This is a genomic window from Amycolatopsis bartoniae (assembly GCF_014191255.1).
GTDB lineage: Bacteria > Actinomycetota > Actinomycetes > Mycobacteriales > Pseudonocardiaceae > Amycolatopsis_E > Amycolatopsis_E bartoniae.
The window spans coordinates 735,185-753,423 of record NZ_JACHWH010000003.1; the positions used below are offsets into that span (position 1 = coordinate 735,185).

18 protein-coding genes are annotated in these 18,239 nt (G+C 73.3%); 15 read left to right on the top strand and 3 right to left on the bottom strand.

Annotated elements, in window-relative coordinates; translation table 11 throughout:
- Window positions 1-37: 37 nt before the first annotated feature.
- The 5 genes from FHX82_RS20200 to FHX82_RS20220 all read left to right on the top strand — a co-directional run bounded on the left by FHX82_RS20200 (window position 38) and on the right by FHX82_RS20220 (window position 6,415).
- Window positions 38-2,782 (top strand): DEAD/DEAH box helicase, encoded by a 2,745-nt coding sequence (locus tag FHX82_RS20200; RefSeq protein WP_145936180.1) that lies wholly within the window; start codon window positions 38-40, stop codon window positions 2,780-2,782.
- 65 nt (window positions 2,783-2,847) lie between these two features.
- Window positions 2,848-3,522, top strand: a complete 675-nt coding sequence (locus tag FHX82_RS20205; RefSeq protein ID WP_145936179.1) for a DUF4333 domain-containing protein — start codon at window positions 2,848-2,850, stop codon at window positions 3,520-3,522.
- A gap of 42 nt (window positions 3,523-3,564) precedes the next feature.
- The gene (locus FHX82_RS20210; RefSeq protein WP_145936178.1) at window positions 3,565-4,764 is read left to right on the top strand and encodes a GNAT family N-acetyltransferase; all 1,200 of its coding nucleotides are present in this window, start codon (window positions 3,565-3,567) and stop codon (window positions 4,762-4,764) included.
- A gap of 37 nt (window positions 4,765-4,801) precedes the next feature.
- Window positions 4,802-5,164: a DUF4333 domain-containing protein gene (locus FHX82_RS37760; protein ID WP_183176714.1), complete on the top strand. Its 363-nt coding sequence runs from the start codon at window positions 4,802-4,804 to the stop codon at window positions 5,162-5,164.
- A gap of 42 nt (window positions 5,165-5,206) precedes the next feature.
- Entirely contained in the window at window positions 5,207-6,415 is a 1,209-nt protein-coding gene (locus FHX82_RS20220; RefSeq protein ID WP_145936176.1) for a GNAT family N-acetyltransferase, read from the top strand.
- Here FHX82_RS20220 and FHX82_RS20225 read toward each other — a convergent pair.
- On the bottom strand, window positions 6,412-7,608 hold the full coding sequence (locus tag FHX82_RS20225) for an ABC transporter permease (protein ID WP_145936175.1): 1,197 nt from the start codon (window positions 7,606-7,608) through the stop codon (window positions 6,412-6,414). The genes FHX82_RS20220 and FHX82_RS20225 overlap by 4 nt on opposite strands.
- Window positions 7,605-8,516: an ABC transporter ATP-binding protein gene (locus FHX82_RS20230; RefSeq protein ID WP_145936174.1), complete on the bottom strand. Its 912-nt coding sequence runs from the start codon at window positions 8,514-8,516 to the stop codon at window positions 7,605-7,607. The genes FHX82_RS20225 and FHX82_RS20230 overlap by 4 nt, the downstream gene beginning before the upstream one ends.
- An 81-nt stretch (window positions 8,517-8,597) precedes the next feature.
- On the opposite strand from FHX82_RS20230, the gene FHX82_RS20235 reads away from it, so the two are divergent.
- Genes FHX82_RS20235 through FHX82_RS20245 form a run of 3 tightly spaced genes read left to right on the top strand, consistent with a single transcriptional unit; the run spans window position 8,598 to window position 10,322 of the window.
- Window positions 8,598-9,479, top strand: a complete 882-nt coding sequence (locus FHX82_RS20235) for an SPFH domain-containing protein (protein ID WP_145936173.1) — start codon at window positions 8,598-8,600, stop codon at window positions 9,477-9,479.
- A gap of 2 nt (window positions 9,480-9,481) precedes the next feature.
- Window positions 9,482-9,700, top strand: a complete 219-nt coding sequence (locus FHX82_RS20240; RefSeq protein WP_145936172.1) for a type II toxin-antitoxin system antitoxin — start codon at window positions 9,482-9,484, stop codon at window positions 9,698-9,700.
- A complete protein-coding gene (locus tag FHX82_RS20245) occupies window positions 9,693-10,322 on the top strand; it encodes a GOLPH3/VPS74 family protein (protein ID WP_145936171.1) in 630 nt (209 codons plus the stop codon). Before FHX82_RS20240 ends, FHX82_RS20245 begins: the two co-directional genes overlap by 8 nt.
- Window positions 10,323-11,014: 692 nt before the next feature.
- Here FHX82_RS20245 and FHX82_RS20250 read toward each other — a convergent pair.
- On the bottom strand, window positions 11,015-11,953 hold the full coding sequence (locus FHX82_RS20250) for a 5'-3' exonuclease (RefSeq protein WP_145938148.1): 939 nt from the start codon (window positions 11,951-11,953) through the stop codon (window positions 11,015-11,017).
- Window positions 11,954-12,016: 63 nt separating this feature from the next.
- Here FHX82_RS20250 and FHX82_RS20255 point away from each other — a divergent pair, with 63 nt between their 5' ends.
- The 7 genes from FHX82_RS20255 to FHX82_RS20285 are packed head-to-tail and all read left to right on the top strand — an operon-like array spanning window position 12,017 to window position 18,177.
- Window positions 12,017-13,156: an NAD(P)/FAD-dependent oxidoreductase gene (locus tag FHX82_RS20255; protein ID WP_145938149.1), complete on the top strand. Its 1,140-nt coding sequence runs from the start codon at window positions 12,017-12,019 to the stop codon at window positions 13,154-13,156.
- Window positions 13,153-13,419, top strand: a complete 267-nt coding sequence (locus FHX82_RS20260; protein WP_145938150.1) for a (2Fe-2S)-binding protein — start codon at window positions 13,153-13,155, stop codon at window positions 13,417-13,419. Before FHX82_RS20255 ends, FHX82_RS20260 begins: the two co-directional genes overlap by 4 nt.
- Entirely contained in the window at window positions 13,400-14,770 is a 1,371-nt protein-coding gene (locus tag FHX82_RS37765) for an FAD/NAD(P)-dependent oxidoreductase (RefSeq protein WP_145938151.1), read from the top strand. Before FHX82_RS20260 ends, FHX82_RS37765 begins: the two co-directional genes overlap by 20 nt.
- Window positions 14,767-15,651 (top strand): dihydrodipicolinate synthase family protein, encoded by an 885-nt coding sequence (locus tag FHX82_RS20270; RefSeq protein WP_145938152.1) that lies wholly within the window; start codon window positions 14,767-14,769, stop codon window positions 15,649-15,651. The genes FHX82_RS37765 and FHX82_RS20270 overlap by 4 nt, the downstream gene beginning before the upstream one ends.
- On the top strand, window positions 15,651-16,652 hold the full coding sequence (locus FHX82_RS20275; protein WP_145938153.1) for a proline racemase family protein: 1,002 nt from the start codon (window positions 15,651-15,653) through the stop codon (window positions 16,650-16,652). Before FHX82_RS20270 ends, FHX82_RS20275 begins: the two co-directional genes overlap by 1 nt.
- Window positions 16,649-17,515 (top strand): ornithine cyclodeaminase family protein, encoded by an 867-nt coding sequence (locus tag FHX82_RS20280; protein WP_221216176.1) that lies wholly within the window; start codon window positions 16,649-16,651, stop codon window positions 17,513-17,515. Before FHX82_RS20275 ends, FHX82_RS20280 begins: the two co-directional genes overlap by 4 nt.
- A gap of 2 nt (window positions 17,516-17,517) precedes the next feature.
- Entirely contained in the window at window positions 17,518-18,177 is a 660-nt protein-coding gene (locus tag FHX82_RS20285; protein ID WP_222425995.1) for a GntR family transcriptional regulator, read from the top strand.
- Window positions 18,178-18,239: the final 62 nt, after the last annotated feature.

An 18,239-nucleotide genomic window follows, 5' to 3' on the forward strand; every position in this document is an offset into this window, starting at 1 on the left:
CATGCGAGGTCAGGGGCGCGTGTGACACCCTGACGAGGTGGCCGCTAGCCCTTCTCCCTCCCCGGCCGAGGCCTACCGGGCTTCGCAGCGCCGGGGGAGACATCCCCAGCTGACCCGGTTCGCCGCGGAGGCCGCGTTCGAGTTCGACGACTTCCAGGTCCGCGGCTGCGAGGCGCTCGAAGACGGGCACGGCGTGCTCGTGTGCGCGCCCACCGGCGCGGGCAAGACCGTCGTCGGCGAGTTCGCCGTGCACCTGGCGCTCGCCGAGGGCCGCAAGTGCTTCTACACCACCCCGATCAAGGCGTTGTCGAACCAGAAGTACAACGACCTCGTCGACCGCTACGGCGCGGACGCCGTGGGCCTGCTGACCGGCGACACCGCGATCAACGGCAGCGCGCAGGTCGTCGTGATGACCACCGAGGTGCTGCGCAACATGCTCTACGCGGGCTCCTCGGCGCTGACCGACCTCGGCTACGTGGTGATGGACGAGATCCACTACCTGGCCGACCGGTTCCGCGGCGCGGTGTGGGAGGAGGTCATCCTGCACCTGCCCGAGTACGTGCGGGTGGTGGGCCTCTCCGCGACGGTGAGCAACGCCGAGGAGTTCGGCGAGTGGCTGGTCGAGGTGCGCGGCGACACCACCGTCGTGGTGGACGAGCACCGGCCGGTGCCGCTGTGGCAGCACATGATGGTCGGCAACCGGCTGATGGACCTGTTCGGTGACGACGGCGAGAAGCAGATGAACCCGGGTCTGCTGCGCCGCGTCGAGGAGGTCGGCCGGATGCACGCGCCCGCGGGCTTCCGCGGCCCGCGCAACCGGGGGCGTCAGCAGTTTCGCGGCCTGAGGTTCCGGCCACCGTCCCGTGTGGACATCCTGACGAGGCTCGACGCCAACGGGCTGCTGCCCGCGATCGTGTTCATCTTCTCCCGCGCGGGCTGCGACGCGGCGGTCGCCCAGTGCACGCGCGCGGGTCTGCGGCTCAACACCCCGGAGGAGAGCGCGGAGGTCCGGCGGATCATCGCCGAGCACACCGGTGACCTGCCCGAGGGCGACCTCGCGGTGCTGGGGTACTGGGAGTGGCGCGAGGCGCTGGAGAACGGCGTCGCGAGCCATCACGCGGGGCTGCTGCCCGCGTTCAAGGAGACCGTCGAGGAGCTGTTCGTCCGCGGCCTGGTGAAGGTCGTGTTCGCCACCGAGACGCTGGCGCTGGGCATCAACATGCCCGCCCGCACGGTCGTACTGGAGCGGCTGGTCAAGTACAACGGCGAGGCGCACGTCGACCTGACGCCGGGGGAGTACACGCAGCTGACCGGGCGCGCCGGGCGGCGCGGCATCGACGTCGAGGGGCACGCGGTCGTCGTCTGGCAGCCCGGCGTGGACCCGAAGCAGGTCGCCGGGCTGGCCTCGACGCGCACGTACCCGCTGCGCTCGTCGTTCCGGCCCGGCTACAACATGGCGATCAACCTGGTCGCGCAGCTGGGCCCGCAGGACGCGCGCGAGCTGCTGGAGCAGTCCTTCGCGCAGTTCCAGGCCGACCGCTCGGTGGTGGGCCTGTCCCGGCGGATCGAGAAGAACCGCGAGGCGCTGGAGGGGTACCGCGAGGCGATCACCGGCGACTTCGACGAGATGCTGGAGTACGTCGAGCTGCGCAAGAAGATCTCCGACCGGGAGAAGGCGCTCGCCAAGCAGAACAGCGCGGCGCGGCGCGCGAGCACCGCGGACTCGCTGGAGAAGCTGCGCAAGGGCGACGTGATCGCCGTGCCCGCCGGACGGCGGGCGGGGCTGGCGGTGGTGATCGACCCGGGCCTGGACCCGATCCGCGAGCCGCGGCCGGTGGTCGTCACCGAGGACCGCTGGTCCGGACCACTGTCGCTGGCGGACTTCCCGTCGCCGGTGGAGCCGCTCGGGCACATCAAGCTGCCCAAGCACGTCGAGCTGCGCTCGCCGAAGACGCGCCGCGACATCGCCGCCAGCCTGCGCAACGCCGGGATCTCCTTGCCGGGGCGGCAGAAGCGGCGCACGGGCGCGCAGGACGACGCCGAGCTGGCGATGCTGCGCCGGGAGCTGCGGGCGCACCCGTGCCACGGGCTCGCCGAGCGCGAGGCGAACCTGCGCTGGGTCGAGCGCTATCAGCGGCTGCGGGCCGAGACCGAGCAGCTGGAGCGCCGGGTCGCGGCCACCACGCACTCGCTCGCGCGCGCCTTCGACCGCATCCGCGACCTGCTCGACGAGCGCGGCTACCTCGGCAAGGGCGAGAACCGGGTCACCGAGCACGGCGAGCGGCTGGCGCGGCTCTACAGCGAGTCGGACCTGCTGGCCGCCGAGTGCATCCGGCACGAGGTGTGGCGGGGCCTGAACCCGGCGGAGCTGGCCGCGGTCGTCTCGACGCTGGTGTTCGAGGCGCGCCGGGACTCCGCGGGCGAGCCGCGGCTGCCGGGTGGCGCGGTGCCGCGGGCCTGGCAGGACACCGTGCGGTTGTGGACGGAGTTGGCCGAGGACGAGCGGCGCCACCGGCTGGACCGCACGCGCGAGCCGGACGCCGGGTTCGCCTGGCCGGTGTACCGGTGGGCGCGGGGCGAATCGCTGGAGCAGGTGCTCACCACGGCCGAGGCCAACGGGCAGGAGCTGTCCGCGGGCGACTTCGTGCGCTGGTCCCGGCAGGTCATCGACCTGCTCGACCAGATCAGGACCGTGCTGGGCCGCGAGGACCAGGTCGGCGCGGCCGCGGCGAAGGCGGTCAAGGCGCTGCGCCGCGGGGTGGTCGCGGCGGGCGCCGAGTAGCGGTTTCCGGTGTACGCGGGTTGTGGTTGGATCGCGCCCAGAGACCGGCGCGGATTGGAGTTTCGATGAGCACGCCCCACGGCGGCAACGACCCCCAGCAGTGGGGCCAGGCACCCCAGGCGCCGGGATCCGGGGGCTTTCCCGCCCAGGGCTACCCGCAGACCGGCGGGTTTCCCGCGCAGGGCTATCCGCAGCAGCAGCCGGGCGGGTACCCGCAGTCCCCGCCGCAGGGCTACCCCCAGCAGCAGCCGCAGTACCCCGAGCAGCCCCAGTACCCGCAGCAGTACGGGCAGCAGCCGGGTTATCCGCAGCAGCAGTACCCCCAGCAGGGCCAGTACCCGCAGCAGCCGTACTACGGGCAGCAGCCGCAGCCGGGCCAGTACGACTACGGCACTCCCAGCGGTTTCGGCGCGCCGGTCAAGAAGGGCGGCAGCGCGAAGCTGCTGTGGATCGTCACGGCGGTGGTGATCGTCATCGTCGCCGCGGTGGGGATCACGGGATTCTGGAAGCCCGGGTTCTTCATCACGAAGGTGCTGGACCAGACCGCCGTGCAGAGCGGGGTCCAGCAGATGCTCGCCTCCTACGGCGACACCGCCACGGCCGTGAGCTGCCCGGCGGACCAGGAGGTCAAGGCGGGCACCACGTTCACGTGCACCGCGACCATCGGCGGCCAGCAGCGCAAGGTCACCGTGACGGTGCAGGACGAGAACGGCAACTACCAGGTCGGGCACCCGCAGTAAAAGCGGTGGCCGCGCCCCCGCTCCTCGGAGAGGATCGGGGGCGTGAGCGACTACACCATGCGTCCCCTGCGCCCCGACGAGACCCGTGCGGCGGCCGACCTGTTCCGCGTGGCCCTGCACGTCCCGCCCGTGAAGGACGAGGACTGGCCGTACGCCGAGCGGATGTACCAGCCGGGGCGCACCCTCGGCGCGTTCGACACCGAGCTGATCGGCACGGCGCGGTCCTTCGACGCGGAGCTGACCGTGCCGGGCGGCCGGCGCGTCCCGTTCGCCGCGGTGACCGGCGTCGGCGTGCGGTCGGACCGGACCCGGCGCGGGGTGCTCAGCCAGCTGATGCGCACGCAGCTCGCCGACGCCGCGGAGCGCGGGTTCCCGCTGGCGGCCCTCTACGCCAGTGAGGGCCCGATCTACGGCCGGTTCGGTTACGGCATCGCGACGCGCGCCCTCAACCACCGGATCGACCCGCGGCGGGCGGTGCTGCGGCCGGAGGTCCCGTCGGGCGGCGAGGTCGAGCTGCTCAGCGGGGACGCGGCCCTCGAACGGCTGCCGGAGGTCTACGCCGCGCTCCCGCACTACCGGCCGGGCATGATGACCCGCCCGGTGCACTGGTGGGCGGGGTTCGAACGGCACTGGCGCCGGGCGGAGACCCCGCTGGCGGCGATCGTCCACAACGGACCGGACGGGCCCGACGGGTTCGCCACCTATAGCGTGCAGCGCCAGAGCTGGCGTGATCCGTCCACTATGGACGTGACGAACCTGTACGCGGCGAGCGACGAGGCGTTCGCGGGCCTGTGGCGGTACCTGCTCTCGGTGGACCTGGTCGACACCATCCAGGCCGAGGACCGGCCGCTCGACGAGCCCACGTCGCTGCTGTTCACCGACCCGCGCGTCTGCGAGGTCACCGCCGTCACCGACGACCTGTGGCTGCGGCTGGCCGACGTCCCGGCCGCGCTCGCGGCGCGGACGTACGAGGGGGAGCCGGTGGTCCTGGAGGTCACCGACCCCGTACTGGAGGGCAACAGCGGCCGCTACCGGGTCGGCCCGGACGGCGTCGAGCGCACGAGTGACCCGGCGGAGCTGCGGCTGGGCGTGGACGCGCTGGCGATGCTGTACTTCGGCGGCTGGCCGGCGTCGGCGCTCGTCGCGGCGGGACGCGTCCAGGTGGCGGAAGCGAGCGCGGTCACCCGGGCGGAGGGGCTGTTCGCCACCCGCCCGTCGGCCTGGTGTGGTACACACTTCTGACCACAACGGACCGGAAGACTTCTCGGGGGGAACCGCGGTGTCTCGGCGTGCCCTGGGCTGCGCCTGCCTGGTCGTGCTGCCGCTCGCCGGCTGCACGGGAGGAGGGGACGCGCCGTCCGTGCCGTCGTCCTCCGGCAGCAGTGCCTCGTCGTCCAGCGCCGTCACCCTGCCCTCGGCGTCGCGGGTCTTCGACGAGACGGCGCTGGAGAACGGGGTGCGGCAGGTGCTGAGCCAGTCGTACGGGCTGGCCGACGTCACCGAGGTGCGCTGCCCGGCGGGGCAGGCCGTGCAGGTGGGCATCTCGTTCGAGTGCGCGGTGACCGTGGCGGGGGCGCAGCGGTCGGTGACGTTGCGGGTGCAGACGCCGGACGGGACGTACCAGGTGTCCGCGCCGAAGTGAAATTCGCTGGGACCGATCGGCGGCGCCGGGCAGGATCGGGGCATGACCGGTTTCGAAGTCCGCCCGCTCGCCGAAGGTGAGCAACGCCCCGCGTTCGAGCTGCTCGGCCGCGCACTGCACGCGCCCCGTCCTACCGACGAGGACTGGGAACAGCGGGCGCGCGCCCACGCCGTGGACCGGAAGTTCGGCGCGTTCGCCGAGGGCCGGATGGTGGGCACGGCGGGGTCGTTCGGCACGGAACTGGCGGTCCCGGGCGGGAAGACGGTGCCCGCGGCCGCGGTCGACGGGGTCGCGGTGCGGGCGGACCACACACGGCGCGGGGTGCTGACCGCGCTGATGGGCGAGCAGCTGCGCGACTGCGTGGCGCGCGGTGACGTGGCGGCCTGCCTGCACGCGAGCGAGGCGACGATCTACGGCCGGTTCGGCTACGGCGTCGCCACCAGGGGCAAGACGCTGCGGGTCCACAAAGGACGCGCCCGGTTCCGGGACGACGCGCCTGCCGGTGGCCGGGTGCGGCTGCTGGAACCCGAGGAGGCGCACGAGCAGCTGCCCGGACTGTACGAGCGGATCGCGCCGTACCGGCCGGGGATGATCGGCCGTCCGCCGCGGTGGTGGCACTGGGCGCACCCCCGGATCGTGGCCCAGCACCACGTCGCGGTGCACACCGGTCCGGCGGGGGACGACGGGTTCGTGTTGTACCGGCCCGAGGACCTGCGCACGTTCGAGCAGCCGGGGGCCGGCTCCGCGCTCGTGGTGCGTGAGCTGCACGCCACGGGCGTCGAGGCGGTGACCGGGCTGTGGCGGTACCTGCTGAACGTCGACCTGGTGGCCGAGGTCCGCGCCCCGGCGCGCCCGCTGGACGAGCCGATCGGGCTGCTGTTCACCGATCCGCGCGTCTGCCAGGTGGAGAGGATCGACGACTCGTTGTGGCTCCGGCTGCTGGACGTGCCCGCCGCGCTCGCCGCCCGGTCGTACGGCGAGGGTGAGCCGGTGGTGCTGGAAGTCGCCGACCCGATGCTGCCCGCGAACTCCGGGTGCTACCGGATTTCGCCCGGCGGGGTGGAGCGGGTCGAAGCCGCGCCCAGCCTGCGGCTCGGGATCGAGGAGCTGGGGATGCTCTACCTGGGCGATCGCGCCCCGGGCCTCCTCGCCTCGCTGGGCCGGATCGAGGTCCTGCGCCCGGAAGCACTGCCGGCGGCGGACACCCTGTTCGCCACCGGCAGCGTTCCGTTCTGCGGCACGTCGTTCTAGGCGGCGGAAAGGGCTTCGCGGAGCTTGACCTTGGCACCGGTGCGGAGGACGGCGTTGCGGTAGATCCGGCCGGACAGCCAGATCAGCGCCGGGATCAGCGCCACGACCAGCAGCACCGACACGACCGCCTCCCACGCGGGCACGCCGCCGAGGCCCAGGCGCATCGGCATCAGCGTCGGGGCGAAGAACGGCAGCACGGACAGGATCTCCGCCAGCCGGTTGCCGGGATCCGAGGGCAGCACGGAGATGCCGACGACGTACCCGGCGATGATGAAGATCAGCGCCGGGGCGACCGCGCCGCCGACCTCCTCCTGCCGCGACACGAGCGCGCCCAGGCCCGCGAACACGATCGAGTACATCAGGAAACCCAGCAGGTACCACACGATCAGCCAGACGATCATGCCCGCGGCGGCCGACACCGCGATCGTCAGCACCCCCGTCGCGAGCCCGGAGACGAGCCCCACCACCGCGATCGCGAGGATCTGCGCCAGGCCCACCGCGCCGATGCCGAGCACCTTGCCCGCCATCAGCTGCCAGGGCCGGATCGTCGCGAGCAGCAGCTCGACCACCCGGCTGGTCTTCTCCTCCACCACGCCCTGCGCCACGGTCTGCCCGTTCAGCACGAGCGACACGTAGATCAGCACGCCCGCGAGGATCCCGAGCACGAGCTGCTGGCCGTTGTACTGCTTCGGCGGCTGCAGCGCCTCGACGTCGACCGACGCGCCGGCGACGGCGGCTTCCACCTGCGCCGGGTCGCCGCCGAGGCGGTCGATCTGCTGGTCGAGCGCGAGCCGGTCGGCCACCACGTTGAGCGCGGCGCGCAGGTCGGCGTCCGCCTGCTCCTTCACCACGACCCGCACGCGGGTGCCGTCGCCGACGAGCAGCGCGTCGAGCCCGCCGTCGCGAACCTGGTCCCGGCCGGCGGTGTCATCGGGCACCTCGCGGGTGGCCACGTCGTGGCCGAGGGCCTTGGCGCTCGCCTGCAGCGGGGCGGCGAGCGCGGCGTTGGGCGGGGTGTAGCCGATCGTCGCCTCCGAGCCACCACCGGCGGTCACGAACTTCATCAGCACGGTGAACGCGATGAGCAGCACGATGAGCACCGCTGTGCTCACCAGGAAAGCCTTGGAACGCAGGCGGGTGCCGATCTCCCGCGAGGCGACGAGGCCGATCGCGTCCCAGGTGCCGTTCGTCATTTCGCCGCCTCCTCGGTCACGACACTGCGGAACAGCTCGGTCAGCGACGGCCGCCGCCGGGCGAACTCGTGCACCGGGCCGGTGGTCAGCGCGGCCCGCAGCACGGCCTGGTCGTCGGCGCCGTCGCCGAGCTCCAGCTCGGTGCGGGTGCCGGTGTGTTCGAGCCGCCGGACGCCGGGCAGCGCGTCGGCCCAGCCGGGTGGCGCCTGTGGCGCGTCGACGACGAGCCGCACCGAGCCGCCCGCGCGCAGCTCGTCGACCGTGCCGCACGCGACCATCCGGCCCGCCCGCACGATCCCGACCCGGTCGCACAGCCGCTGCACCAGGTCGAGCTGGTGGCTGGAGAACACGACCGGCACGCCCTGGGCGGCCTTCTCGCGCAGCACCTCGCTCATCACGTCCACCGCGACCGGGTCGAGCCCGGAGAACGGCTCGTCGAGCACGAGGATCTCCGGGTCGTGCACGAGTGCGGCGGCGAGCTGGACCCGCTGCTGGTTGCCGAGGCTGAGCTTCTGCACCTCGTCGTCGCGGCGCCCGGCCACGCCGAGCCGTTCGGCCCAGGCGTCGGCCGAGCGCCGGGCCGTGGCGGCGGGCAGGCCGTGCAGGCGGGCGAGGTAGGTCAGTTGCTCGCCGACCTTCATCTTCGGGTACAGGCCGCGCTCCTCGGGCATGTAGCCGATGAGGCGGCGGGTTTCGAGCGTGACCGGCTGCCCGGCCCAGCGGACGCTCCCGGCGTCCGCGGCCAGCACGCCCAGCGCGATGCGCATCGTGGTGGTCTTGCCGGCGCCGTTGCTGCCGACGAAGCCGAACAGCTCCCCGGCGCGCACGTCGAACGTCATCTCGCGCAGCGCCACGGTTTCGCCGTACCTCTTGGAGATCGCGTCGATCTCCAGTCGCCGGTCGGTCATGGGGACTCCCCTCAGTCGGAAAAAAGTGATATCACTATGATAGTCCCGGACGGGGACGTCAAGACCGGCTGAGGGGAAGAAATGACCGAGACTGCTGTGGAGATGCCCGCGCCGCGGATTCGCGAGCGGCGGGCGGGTGCGCTGCCGGGGTTCCTGATGCTCGGCGTGGGGCTGGTGCTCGTGGCCGGGGGCGTGGCGCTGGCGGTCTCTGCCGGCGGGCTGCGCGTGCCGGGGATCCTGGTGGTGGTCGTCGGGGCCGTGCTGCTGCGCGGGCTGACCGCGGTGTCGCCCGGGCAGGCGCGGGTGGTGCAGCTGCTGGGCCGCTACACCGGCACCGTGCGCCAGGACGGGCTGCGCTGGGTGAACCCGTTCTCCGCGCGCCGCCCGGTATCCACACGGATCCGCAACCACGAGACGGACGTGGCGAAGGTGAACGACGCCGACGGCAACCCGATCGAGATGGCGGCCGTCGTGGTGTGGCAGGTGCGCGACACCGCGCAGGCGCTGTTCGAGGTGGACGACTTCGTCGAGTTCGTCGCCATCCAGACCGAGACGGCCGTGCGGCACATCGCGAACTCCTACCCCTACGACACACACGAGGGGCTTTCGCTGCGGGACAACGCCGACGAGATCACCGAGAAGCTGAGCGAGGAGATCGGGGCGCGGGTGGCGTCGGCGGGGGTGCGGGTGATCGAGTCGCGCATCACCCACCTGGCGTACGCGCCGGAGATCGCGCAGGCGATGCTGCGGCGCCAGCAGGCGGGCGCGATCGTGGCGGCGCGGGCGCGGATCGTGGAGGGCGCGGTCGGGATGGTCGAGTCCGCTTTGGAGCGGCTGGCGGAGCACGACGTGGTGGACCTGGACGAGGAACGCAAGGCGGCGATGGTGAGCAACCTGATGGTGGTGCTGGTGGGTGACCGGGACGCGCAGCCGGTGGTCAACGCCGGGACGCTGTATTCGTAACCGTGGCCGAGCGCAAGAAGATCCTGCTGCGGCTGGATCCGGCCGTGCACGACGCGCTGGCGAAGTGGGCGGCCGACGAGCTGCGCAGCACCAACGCGCAGATCGAGTTCCTGTTGCGCCGGGCGCTGGCGGAGGCCGGGCGGCTGCCACGGGACGCCGGCCGGATGCGGCCCCGCGGGCGGCCACGCAAGTCCGAAGTGGAGGGAGAGGGCGATGGGTGAGTCTTTGCCTGCCAAGATGTTCCTGCTGGCGTTCCACCCGGTGAAGGGCCGGTTGACGTCCCGGGACGAGCTGGGCCACCTGCTGCGTGCGGCGGCGCTGGCCGAGCTGGTCCTGAGTGGGCGGTTGCGGGACGACGGCGGGAAGGCCGTGGTGGCCGGTGCTGTACCGTCGGACCCCGTGCTGGCGGCGGTGTGGCAGGAGGTTTCGGAGTCCTCGCCGCGGTCGTGGAGCCGGTGGGTCGGGCGGGGCCGGAAGGAGATCTTCGCGGCGGTACGGGACCTGCTGGCGGACGAGCGGGTGATCCGGGTGGAGCACGCGCGGTGGCTGGGGCTGGTGCCGCACACGCGGATCACGCTGCGGGACACCCGGGAGGCGCGGCGGCTGGCGGAGCAGGTGCGCCGAGCCCTGGTGGGCACCCAGGCACCGTCCCGTGTGGACGGTGAGATTCGTGTCCTGGCGGCACTCGCGGGGGCGGCCCAGCTGCGGGTCGTGCTGTCGGCGGCGGATCGGCGCCGGAACCGCGCGAGGCTCGACCAGCTGGCGGAGCCCATCGCCCCGGTGGCGAAGGCCCTGCGGAAGGCCATCACGGCGAAACGCGCGGCAGCAGCGTCGAGCGGGTGAGGCGATGGGGGCGGTTCGGCGGTTGCTGTCAGGGGGCCGGGAGCGGGGATGGCTCGGAGGTGACGGTGGCGCCGGTCCGGTGACGCGGTGAGGGCCGGGGCAGGGGGTGGCCCGGAGGTGGCGTGCGTTCCGGTGGCGCGGCTGGTGGGTGGGGCCAGACCCGTTCCGTGGGCGAGGTTGCCCGAGGAGTGCGGTGGTTCGGCTGCCGCGGCTGTGGTTACGGGACCGGGCGCAGTGGCGGGGTAGGGGAGCCCCTGCCATCCTCCGGCGGTGGGCTGTGGGCCAGGCAAGGTCCCGGCCTCCGAGCGGCGGTGGCGAAGCAGGGGGAGCGCCTGCCACCGTGCGGCCGGGAGCCGGGAGCCGGGAGCCGGGAGCCGGGAGCCGGGAGCCGGGAGCCGGGAGCCGGGAGTGCCTGTCACCCCAGCCCGGACGGAGCTGGGGAGCGTCTGCCACCCCGCGGCCCGGAGGGGGCCGAGGGCCTGCCTGCCTGCGTGCGGGAGCCGGGAGCTGGGGAGTGCCTGTCACCCCAGCCCGGACGGAGCTGGGGAGCGTCTGCCACCCCGCGGCCCGGAGGGGGCCGAGGGCCTGCCTGCCTGCGTGCGGGAGCCGGAAGCCGGGAGTGCCTGTCACCCCAGCCCGGGACGGAGCCGGGAAGCGGCGCCGTCCTGCGGCGGAAGCCGCCGGAAAACCCGCTACTTCCCTCCCTCGATCGCTGCCACCAGGCGCTTCACCGAGCTGCCCAGGTTCCAGCGGTCGGCCAGTTCCGCCAGGCGCTTCGGGTGCTTCACCTTCGCCGGGACGGTGTCCGCGCCCGACAGGGACACCGGGGCGTCCACGGCCACCTCCACCACCTTCGGCGCCACCGCCAGGTAGTCCTCCGCCGAGGTCAGCTTGAGGCGCATCTTCAGCGGCAGCTCCCTGCTCCCGGACTTCGCCGCCGCCAGCAGGGCCGCCACGGAACCGAACTGCGTGATCAGCTTCGCCGCCGTCTTCTCGCCGATACCCGCCACCCCCGGCAGGCCGTCGGACGGGTCGCCGCGCAGCGCCGCCATCGCCGCGTACGCCGGGCCCGCTTCGGCCTTCGGCACGCCGTAGCGCTCGGCGATCTCCGCCGGGCCGAGGACCTCCGCCTTCGCCCAGCCCTTGCCCACGTAGATCACCGACGCCGGCGTCGGCTTCGCCCGCACCAGCTGGAACAGGTCGCGGTCACCCGTGATCACTTCCACCGGGTCCTCCGCCTCCCGCGCGGTGAGCGCCCCGATGACGTCGTCCGCCTCGTAGCCCGGCGCCTCCGCCGTCGCGAGCCCCACCGCTGCCAGCAGGTCGAGGATGATCGGCACCTGCGGCGTCAGCGTGTCGGGCACCTCCTCGGCGTTCGCCGCCTCGTCGGCCACTCGGTGCGCCTTGTAGCTGGGCAGCAGCTCGACCCGGAACTGCGGCCGCCAGTCCGCGTCCAGGCACGCCACCAGCCGCGCCGGGCGCCGGTCGGTGAGGATGCGCGCCACCGTGTCGGCGAACCCGCGCACCGCGTTGACCGGCGTGCCGTCCGGCGCGGTCATCGACTCGGGCAGCGCGTAGAACGACCGGAAGTACAGGCTCGCGGAGTCCAGCAGGGCTAACGTCACGCGCACAGCCTGCCAGAACCGTCCGACAGTTTCTTGACCGTCTCTGTGCAATGTCACATACTACTGCCCATGGATGTGGTGGTCGTCGGCGCCGGGATGGTCGGCGCGGCCTGCGCGTACTTCTGCGCGGCGGCTGGGTTGCGGGTCGCGGTCGTGGACCGGGGTGGCGTCGCGGGCGGCACCACCAGCGGCGGCGAAGGCAACATCCTCGTGTCGGACAAGGAGCCCGGGCCGGAGCTGGACCTCGCGCTGCGGTCGGTCCGCCGGTGGCGCGAGCTGGGCGAACGCTTCGGCCCGGGAACCTTCGAGCTGGAGCCGAAGGGCGGCGTGGTCGTCGCGCAGTCCCCGGAAGCGGCCGACGGGCTCGCGAAGCTCGCCGCGGCCCAGCGCGAGAGCGGCGTCGAGGCGCAGGACGTGTCTCCGGCGGAGCTGTTCGAGCTGGAGCCGAACCTGACGCGCGAGGTGGTGAGCGGCGTCTTCTACCCGCAGGACATGCAGGTGCAGCCGATGCTGACGGCGGCACAGCTGCTGCGCCAGGCGAAAGCCCTCGGCGCGACCGTCCACACGGGAACCGAGGTGCGGGGTTTCCGTCACGACGGCACAAAGATCACGGCGGTCGAGACGAGCGCGGGTGTGCTGTCCACCGACTGGGTGGTCAACGCCGCCGGCACGTGGGGTGGCGAGGTCGCCGCGCTCGCGGGCGCGCCGGTGCCGGTGCTGCCCCGGCGCGGGTTCGTGCTGGTCACCGAGCCGTTGCCGCGGGTGGTGCGGCACAAGGTCTACACCGCGGACTACGTCGCGAACGTGGCGAGCGGCGACGAGGGCCTGGAGACCTCGGTGGTGGTGGAGGGCACGGCGGCCGGGACGGTGCTGATCGGGGCGAGCCGGGAGCGGGTCGGCTTCGACCGGACGTTCTCGCTGCCCGTGGTGCGCAAGCTCGCCGCGCAGGCCATCGGCGTGTTCCCGTTCCTCGCCGACGTCGGGTTGCTGCGCTCCTACCTCGGTTTCCGGCCGTACTGTCCCGACCATCTACCGGTCATCGGGCTGGACCCGCGCGTGCCGGGACTGCTGCACGCGTGCGGGCACGAGGGCGCGGGGATCGGGCTGGCCGCCGCGACGGGGGAACTGGTCGCTCAGGTGGCCGCGGGGAAGCAGCCGGACTTGGACCTGACGCCGTTCCGGCCGGATCGGTTCGAGGAGGTCGCGTGAGTTTCTCCTTCCAGGGCAAGGAAATCCAGGCCGAGCCGGGACAGAGTGTCGGGGCGGCGTTGCTCGCGGCCGGGCATCGGTCGTGGCGTACGACCCGGCACGGGGGTGAGCCGCGGGGAATCTTCTGCGGCATCGGGGTCTGCTTCGACTGCCTCGTCGTCGTCAACGGGCGGCCCGGGCAGCGGGCGTGCCTCACCGAAGCGCGGCCGGGTGACCGGGTCGAGCCGCAGGAAGGAGCCGGGCGTGCCGACCTCGCCTGCTGACGTCGCCGTGCTCGGCGCCGGTCCCGCCGGGCTCGCCGCCGCCGCGGCGGCTTCGCACGTGGGCGCACGCGTCGTGCTGCTCGACGCCGGGCAGCGCGTGGGCGGGCAGTTCTGGCGACACCGCGACGGCGACTCCGGCGCGGGCCACCACCACTGGCGCGAGCTGGAACGGCTGCGGGCCGCCGTGCCGGAGTTCCTCGCCGGGCGTCAGGTCTGGCACGTCGAACGCCGGGACGACGGCTTCACCTTGCACACCAGCCAAGGCGAGGTCACCGCACGCACGCTCGTCGTCGCGACGGGCGCCTACGACCGTCAGCTGCCGTTCCCCGGCTGGACGTTGCCGGGCGTCTTCACGGCGGGGGGCGCCCAGGCGCTGCTGAAGGGGCAGGGCGTGACGGCCGGGCGCCGCGTGGTCGTCGCCGGGACGGGACCGTTCCTGCTGCCCGTCGCGGCCGGGCTCGCGGAGGCCGGGGCCGAGGTCGCAGGCGTGTACGAAGCCGGTTCACCAGCGGGATTCGCCCGGCATCCGCGCGAGGCGCTGGCGAAGGCGGGAGAGGGCGCCGAGTACGCGCGAACGCTGCTCAAGCACCGGATCCCGTACCGCACGCACTCGACGGTCGTCGCCGCGCACGGCACCGGTGCCGTCGAAGGTGCGATCATCGCCTCCCTGGACGCGAGCTGGCGCATCACCGGCACGCGCGAGGTGGCCTGTGACGCGGTCGCCGTCGGCTACGGGTTCACGCCCCAGCTGGAGATTCCCCTGCAGCTGGGCTGCGCCACGCGCCTGGACGTCGACGGAAGTCTTGTCGCGCAAGCCGATGAGCAGCAGCGGGCGAGTGTGCCCGGCGTGTACCTCGCGGGGGAGGTGTGCGGTGTCGGCGGCGCTGAACTGTCCCTTGTGGAGGGTGAGCTGGCCGGACTGCACGCCGCGTTCACCACCGTAGGCGCGGTACCGGACGACACGAGAGTGGCGCGGCTGCTGCACAAGCGCCGCCGGGCCCGCGCGTTCGCCCGGGTGCTGCACCAGACGCATCCCGTCCGGCCCGGCTGGCAGACCTGGCTCACTGACGACACGCTCGTGTGCCGGTGCGAAGAGGTCCCGGCGAGCCGGATACGACAGTCCATAGTGGACCTGGGCGCGATCGACGCCAGGGCCGTGAAACTGCTGGCACGTCCAGGAATGGGGCTGTGCCAGGGGCGGGTGTGTGGTTACGCCACCGCCTGCCTCACCGCTGGACATCAGAGGCGTGACGTGACCGCGCAGGACCTGCTGGGCCTGGCCGCGCGCCCCAGCGCGAACCCGGTCCCGCTCGGGACCGTGGCACAACCGGAAACTGTGGAGGGCTCATGACCCCGTGGCACGGCGTTCTCGTGGCAACCGCGCTGCCGCTCACCGAAAGCCTGGAGGTGGACTACGACCGCTTCGCCGAGCACGTGGCCTGGCTGGGCGCGGAGGGCTGCCACGGCGTGACGCCGAACGGCTCGCTGGGGGAGTACCAGACGCTCACGCCCGAGGAACGCACCCGCGTCGTCACCACCGCCGTGGCCGCCGCGCCCGAGGGCTTCACCGTGATGCCGGGCGTCGCCGCGTACGGCGCCGCCGAGTCCCGCCGGTGGGCCGAGCAGGCGGCCGAGGCGGGCTGCCCGGCCGTGATGTTGTTGCCGCCCAACGCCTACCGGGCCGACGAGCGGGCGGTGATCGCGCACTACCGTGAGGTCGCCAAGGCGGGCCTGCCGATCGTCGCCTACAACAACCCCATCGACACCAAGGTCGACCTCGTTCCCGAACTGCTCGCCGAGCTGTACGCCGAAGGGCTCATCGTCGGGGTCAAGGAGTTCTCCGGCGACGTGCGCCGCCCGTACCGGATCGCGGAGCTGGCGCCCGGGCTGGACGTGCTGTGCGGGGCCGACGACGTGTCGCTGGAACTGGCGGTCGCGGGGGCGCCCGGCTGGGTTTCCGGTTACCCCAACGCGCTGCCGCGCGCGTGCGTCGAGCTGTGGCGGGCCGCGAGCGCGGGCGAGCTGGACAAGGCCGTGCCGCTGTACCGGCTGCTGCACCCGTTGCTGCGCTGGGACTCCCGCACCGAGTTCGTCCAGGCGATCAAGCTGAGCATGGACCTCGCCGGCCGCTACGGCGGGCCGTGCCGCCACCCGCGCGTCCCGCTCACGCCCGAGCACGAGAAGCTCGTGCGGGAGGCGACGGAGCAGGCACTCGCGGAAGGGCTGCGCTGATGCGCGCCAAGCGGGTCTTCTCCGCGGTCGACTCCCACACCGAGGGCATGCCCACGCGTGTCATCACCGGCGGCGTCGGCGTCGTGCCCGGCGAGACGATGTTCGACCGCCGCCGCTACTTCGTCGAGCACTTCGACCACCTGCGGCAGCTGCTGATGAACGAGCCGCGCGGGCACTCGGCGATGAGCGGCGCGATCCTGCAGCCGCCCACCCGGCCCGACGCCGACTGGGGCGTGCTGTTCATCGAGGTCTCCGGCTGCCTGCCGATGTGCGGGCACGGCACGATCGGCGTCGCCACGGTGCTGGTGGAGACGGGCATGGTCGAGGTGACCGAGCCCGTCACCACGGTCCGGCTGGACACCCCGGCCGGACTGGTCGTGGCCGAGGTGCGCGTCGAGGACGGCGCCGCGCGGGCGGTCACGATCCGCAACGTACCGTCGTTCGCGGTGGGGCTGGACCGCAAGGTGCCGGTGCCCGGGCTCGGCCAGGTGCGCTACGACCTCGCGTTCGGCGGCAACTTCTACGCCATCGTCGAGCTGGCCGAGCTGGGGCTGCCGTTCGACCGGGCCGAGAAACAGCGCCTGCTCGACGCCGGGCTCGCGATCATGGCCGCGATCAACGAGCACGACGAGCCCGTGCACCCGGCGAACCCGGAGATCACCGGCTGCCACCACGTCTACCTCGCCGCCCCCGGTTCCGACGCCCGGCACTCCCGGCACGCCATGGCCATCCACCCGGGCTGGTTCGACCGCTCGCCCTGCGGCACCGGGACCAGCGCGCGGATGGCGCAGCTGCACGCGCGCGGCGAACTGCCGTTGCACACCGACTTCCGCAACGAGTCGTTCATCGGCACGCGGTTCACCGGGCGGCTGGTCGAGGAGACCGAGGTGGCGGGCGTGCCCGCGGTGGTCCCGACGATCACCGGGCGCGCCTGGCTGACCGGCACCGCGCAGTACTTCCTCGACCCCGACGACCCGTTCCCCGCGGGATTCCAGCTGTGATCGGGGTGGCCACGGCGATCGCCGCGCTCCGCGGCGCGCTGGCCGCCGGGCTCGACCCGGACGCCGACCCGCCGCGGTCGGTCGCCCCGGTGAGCCGGGGGCACCTGCTGCTCATGCCCGCGGAATGGGACCGGTATGTGGGGGTCAAGGTCGCGTCGGTGGCGCCGGCCAACCCCGCGCGGGGGCGGGCGCGGATCCAGGGGCGCTACCTGCTGCTGGACAGCGAAACCCTGACGCCGCTGACGGTTCTGGACGCCGTCGCGCTCACCACCGTCCGCACCGCGGCGGTGTCCGCGGTGGCCGTCGACGCACTGGCGGAGGCCGGGGCGTCGCGGGTGGTCGTGTTCGGGACCGGGCCGCAGGCACGCGCCCACCTGGAGGCACTGCGAGTGGTGCGGCCGGTCGAGGACGTCGTCGTGGTCGGCCGGGATCCCGGGCGGACGCGGTCGTTCGCGCAGGAGACCGGCGCCCGCGTCGGCACCGCCGAGGACGTCCGGGATGCGGACCTCGTCGTGTGCTGCACCACCGCGAGCGAGCCGCTGTTCGACGGGCGCCTGCTCGCGCCGCACGCGACCGTCGTGGCGATGGGGTCGCACGAGCCGGACGTACGAGAGGTGGACGACGAGACGGTGCGGCGCTCGACGGTCGTCGTGGAGTCCCCGGGAACGGCGTTGCGGGAGGCGGGGGACGTCGTCCTCGCGGTCGCGGCGGGGGTGTGCGACCCGGCGGAGCTGGTGGGGCTGGCCGCCGTCGTGCGCGGGGAGGCGAAGCCCGCCGTGGGAGCGCCACGGCTGTTCAAGAGCGTCGGGATGGCGTGGGAAGATCTGGTGGTTGCCGCGAGGGAGTACGAGGAGGGGGCATAACGGTGGAACAGCCGGCGTTCCCGTCGTTCGGCGCCCGTGGCAACCTGCGGGACGAGATCATCCAGACGCTGCGGGCCGCGGTGATCTCCGGGGAGCTGCGGCCGGGAGTGGTGTACTCCGCGCCGAGCCTGGCGGCGCAGTTCGGCGTGTCCGCGACCCCCGTCCGCGAGGCGATGCTCGACCTGGCGAAGGAAGGGCTCATCGACACGGTGCGGAACAAGGGTTTCCGTGTCACCGAACTGTCCGAAAAGGACCTGGACGACCTGAGCGAGCTGCGGGCGCTCATCGAGGTGCCCACCGTCCGGCGCATCACGGCGGCCGGTGTCGACGCGGCGGTGCTGCGGGAGCTGCGCCCGCTCGCGGTGGCGATCGAGGAGGCCGCCGCCGAGGGCGACCTGATCACCCACATCAAGGCCGACATGCAGTTCCACCTGCGGCTGCTCGCCCTCGCGGGCAACCCGCACCTGGTCGAGACGGTGCGCTCGCTGCGCGCCCGCTCGCGCATCTACGGCCTGCGCTCCCTCGCCGACCGCGGCGAGCTGGTGGCCTCCTCGCACGAGCACGCGGAGCTGCTGGACCTCATCGCCGCCCGCGACGCCGACGCGGCGGAAGCGCTGATGGACCGCCACATCCGCCACGTGCGGGGCATCTGGGCGCGCTGACCGGTTCCCCCACGACACGCCCGGCCTTCCGCGTGCCGCCCTCCGCCGCAGGCCGCGCCAGC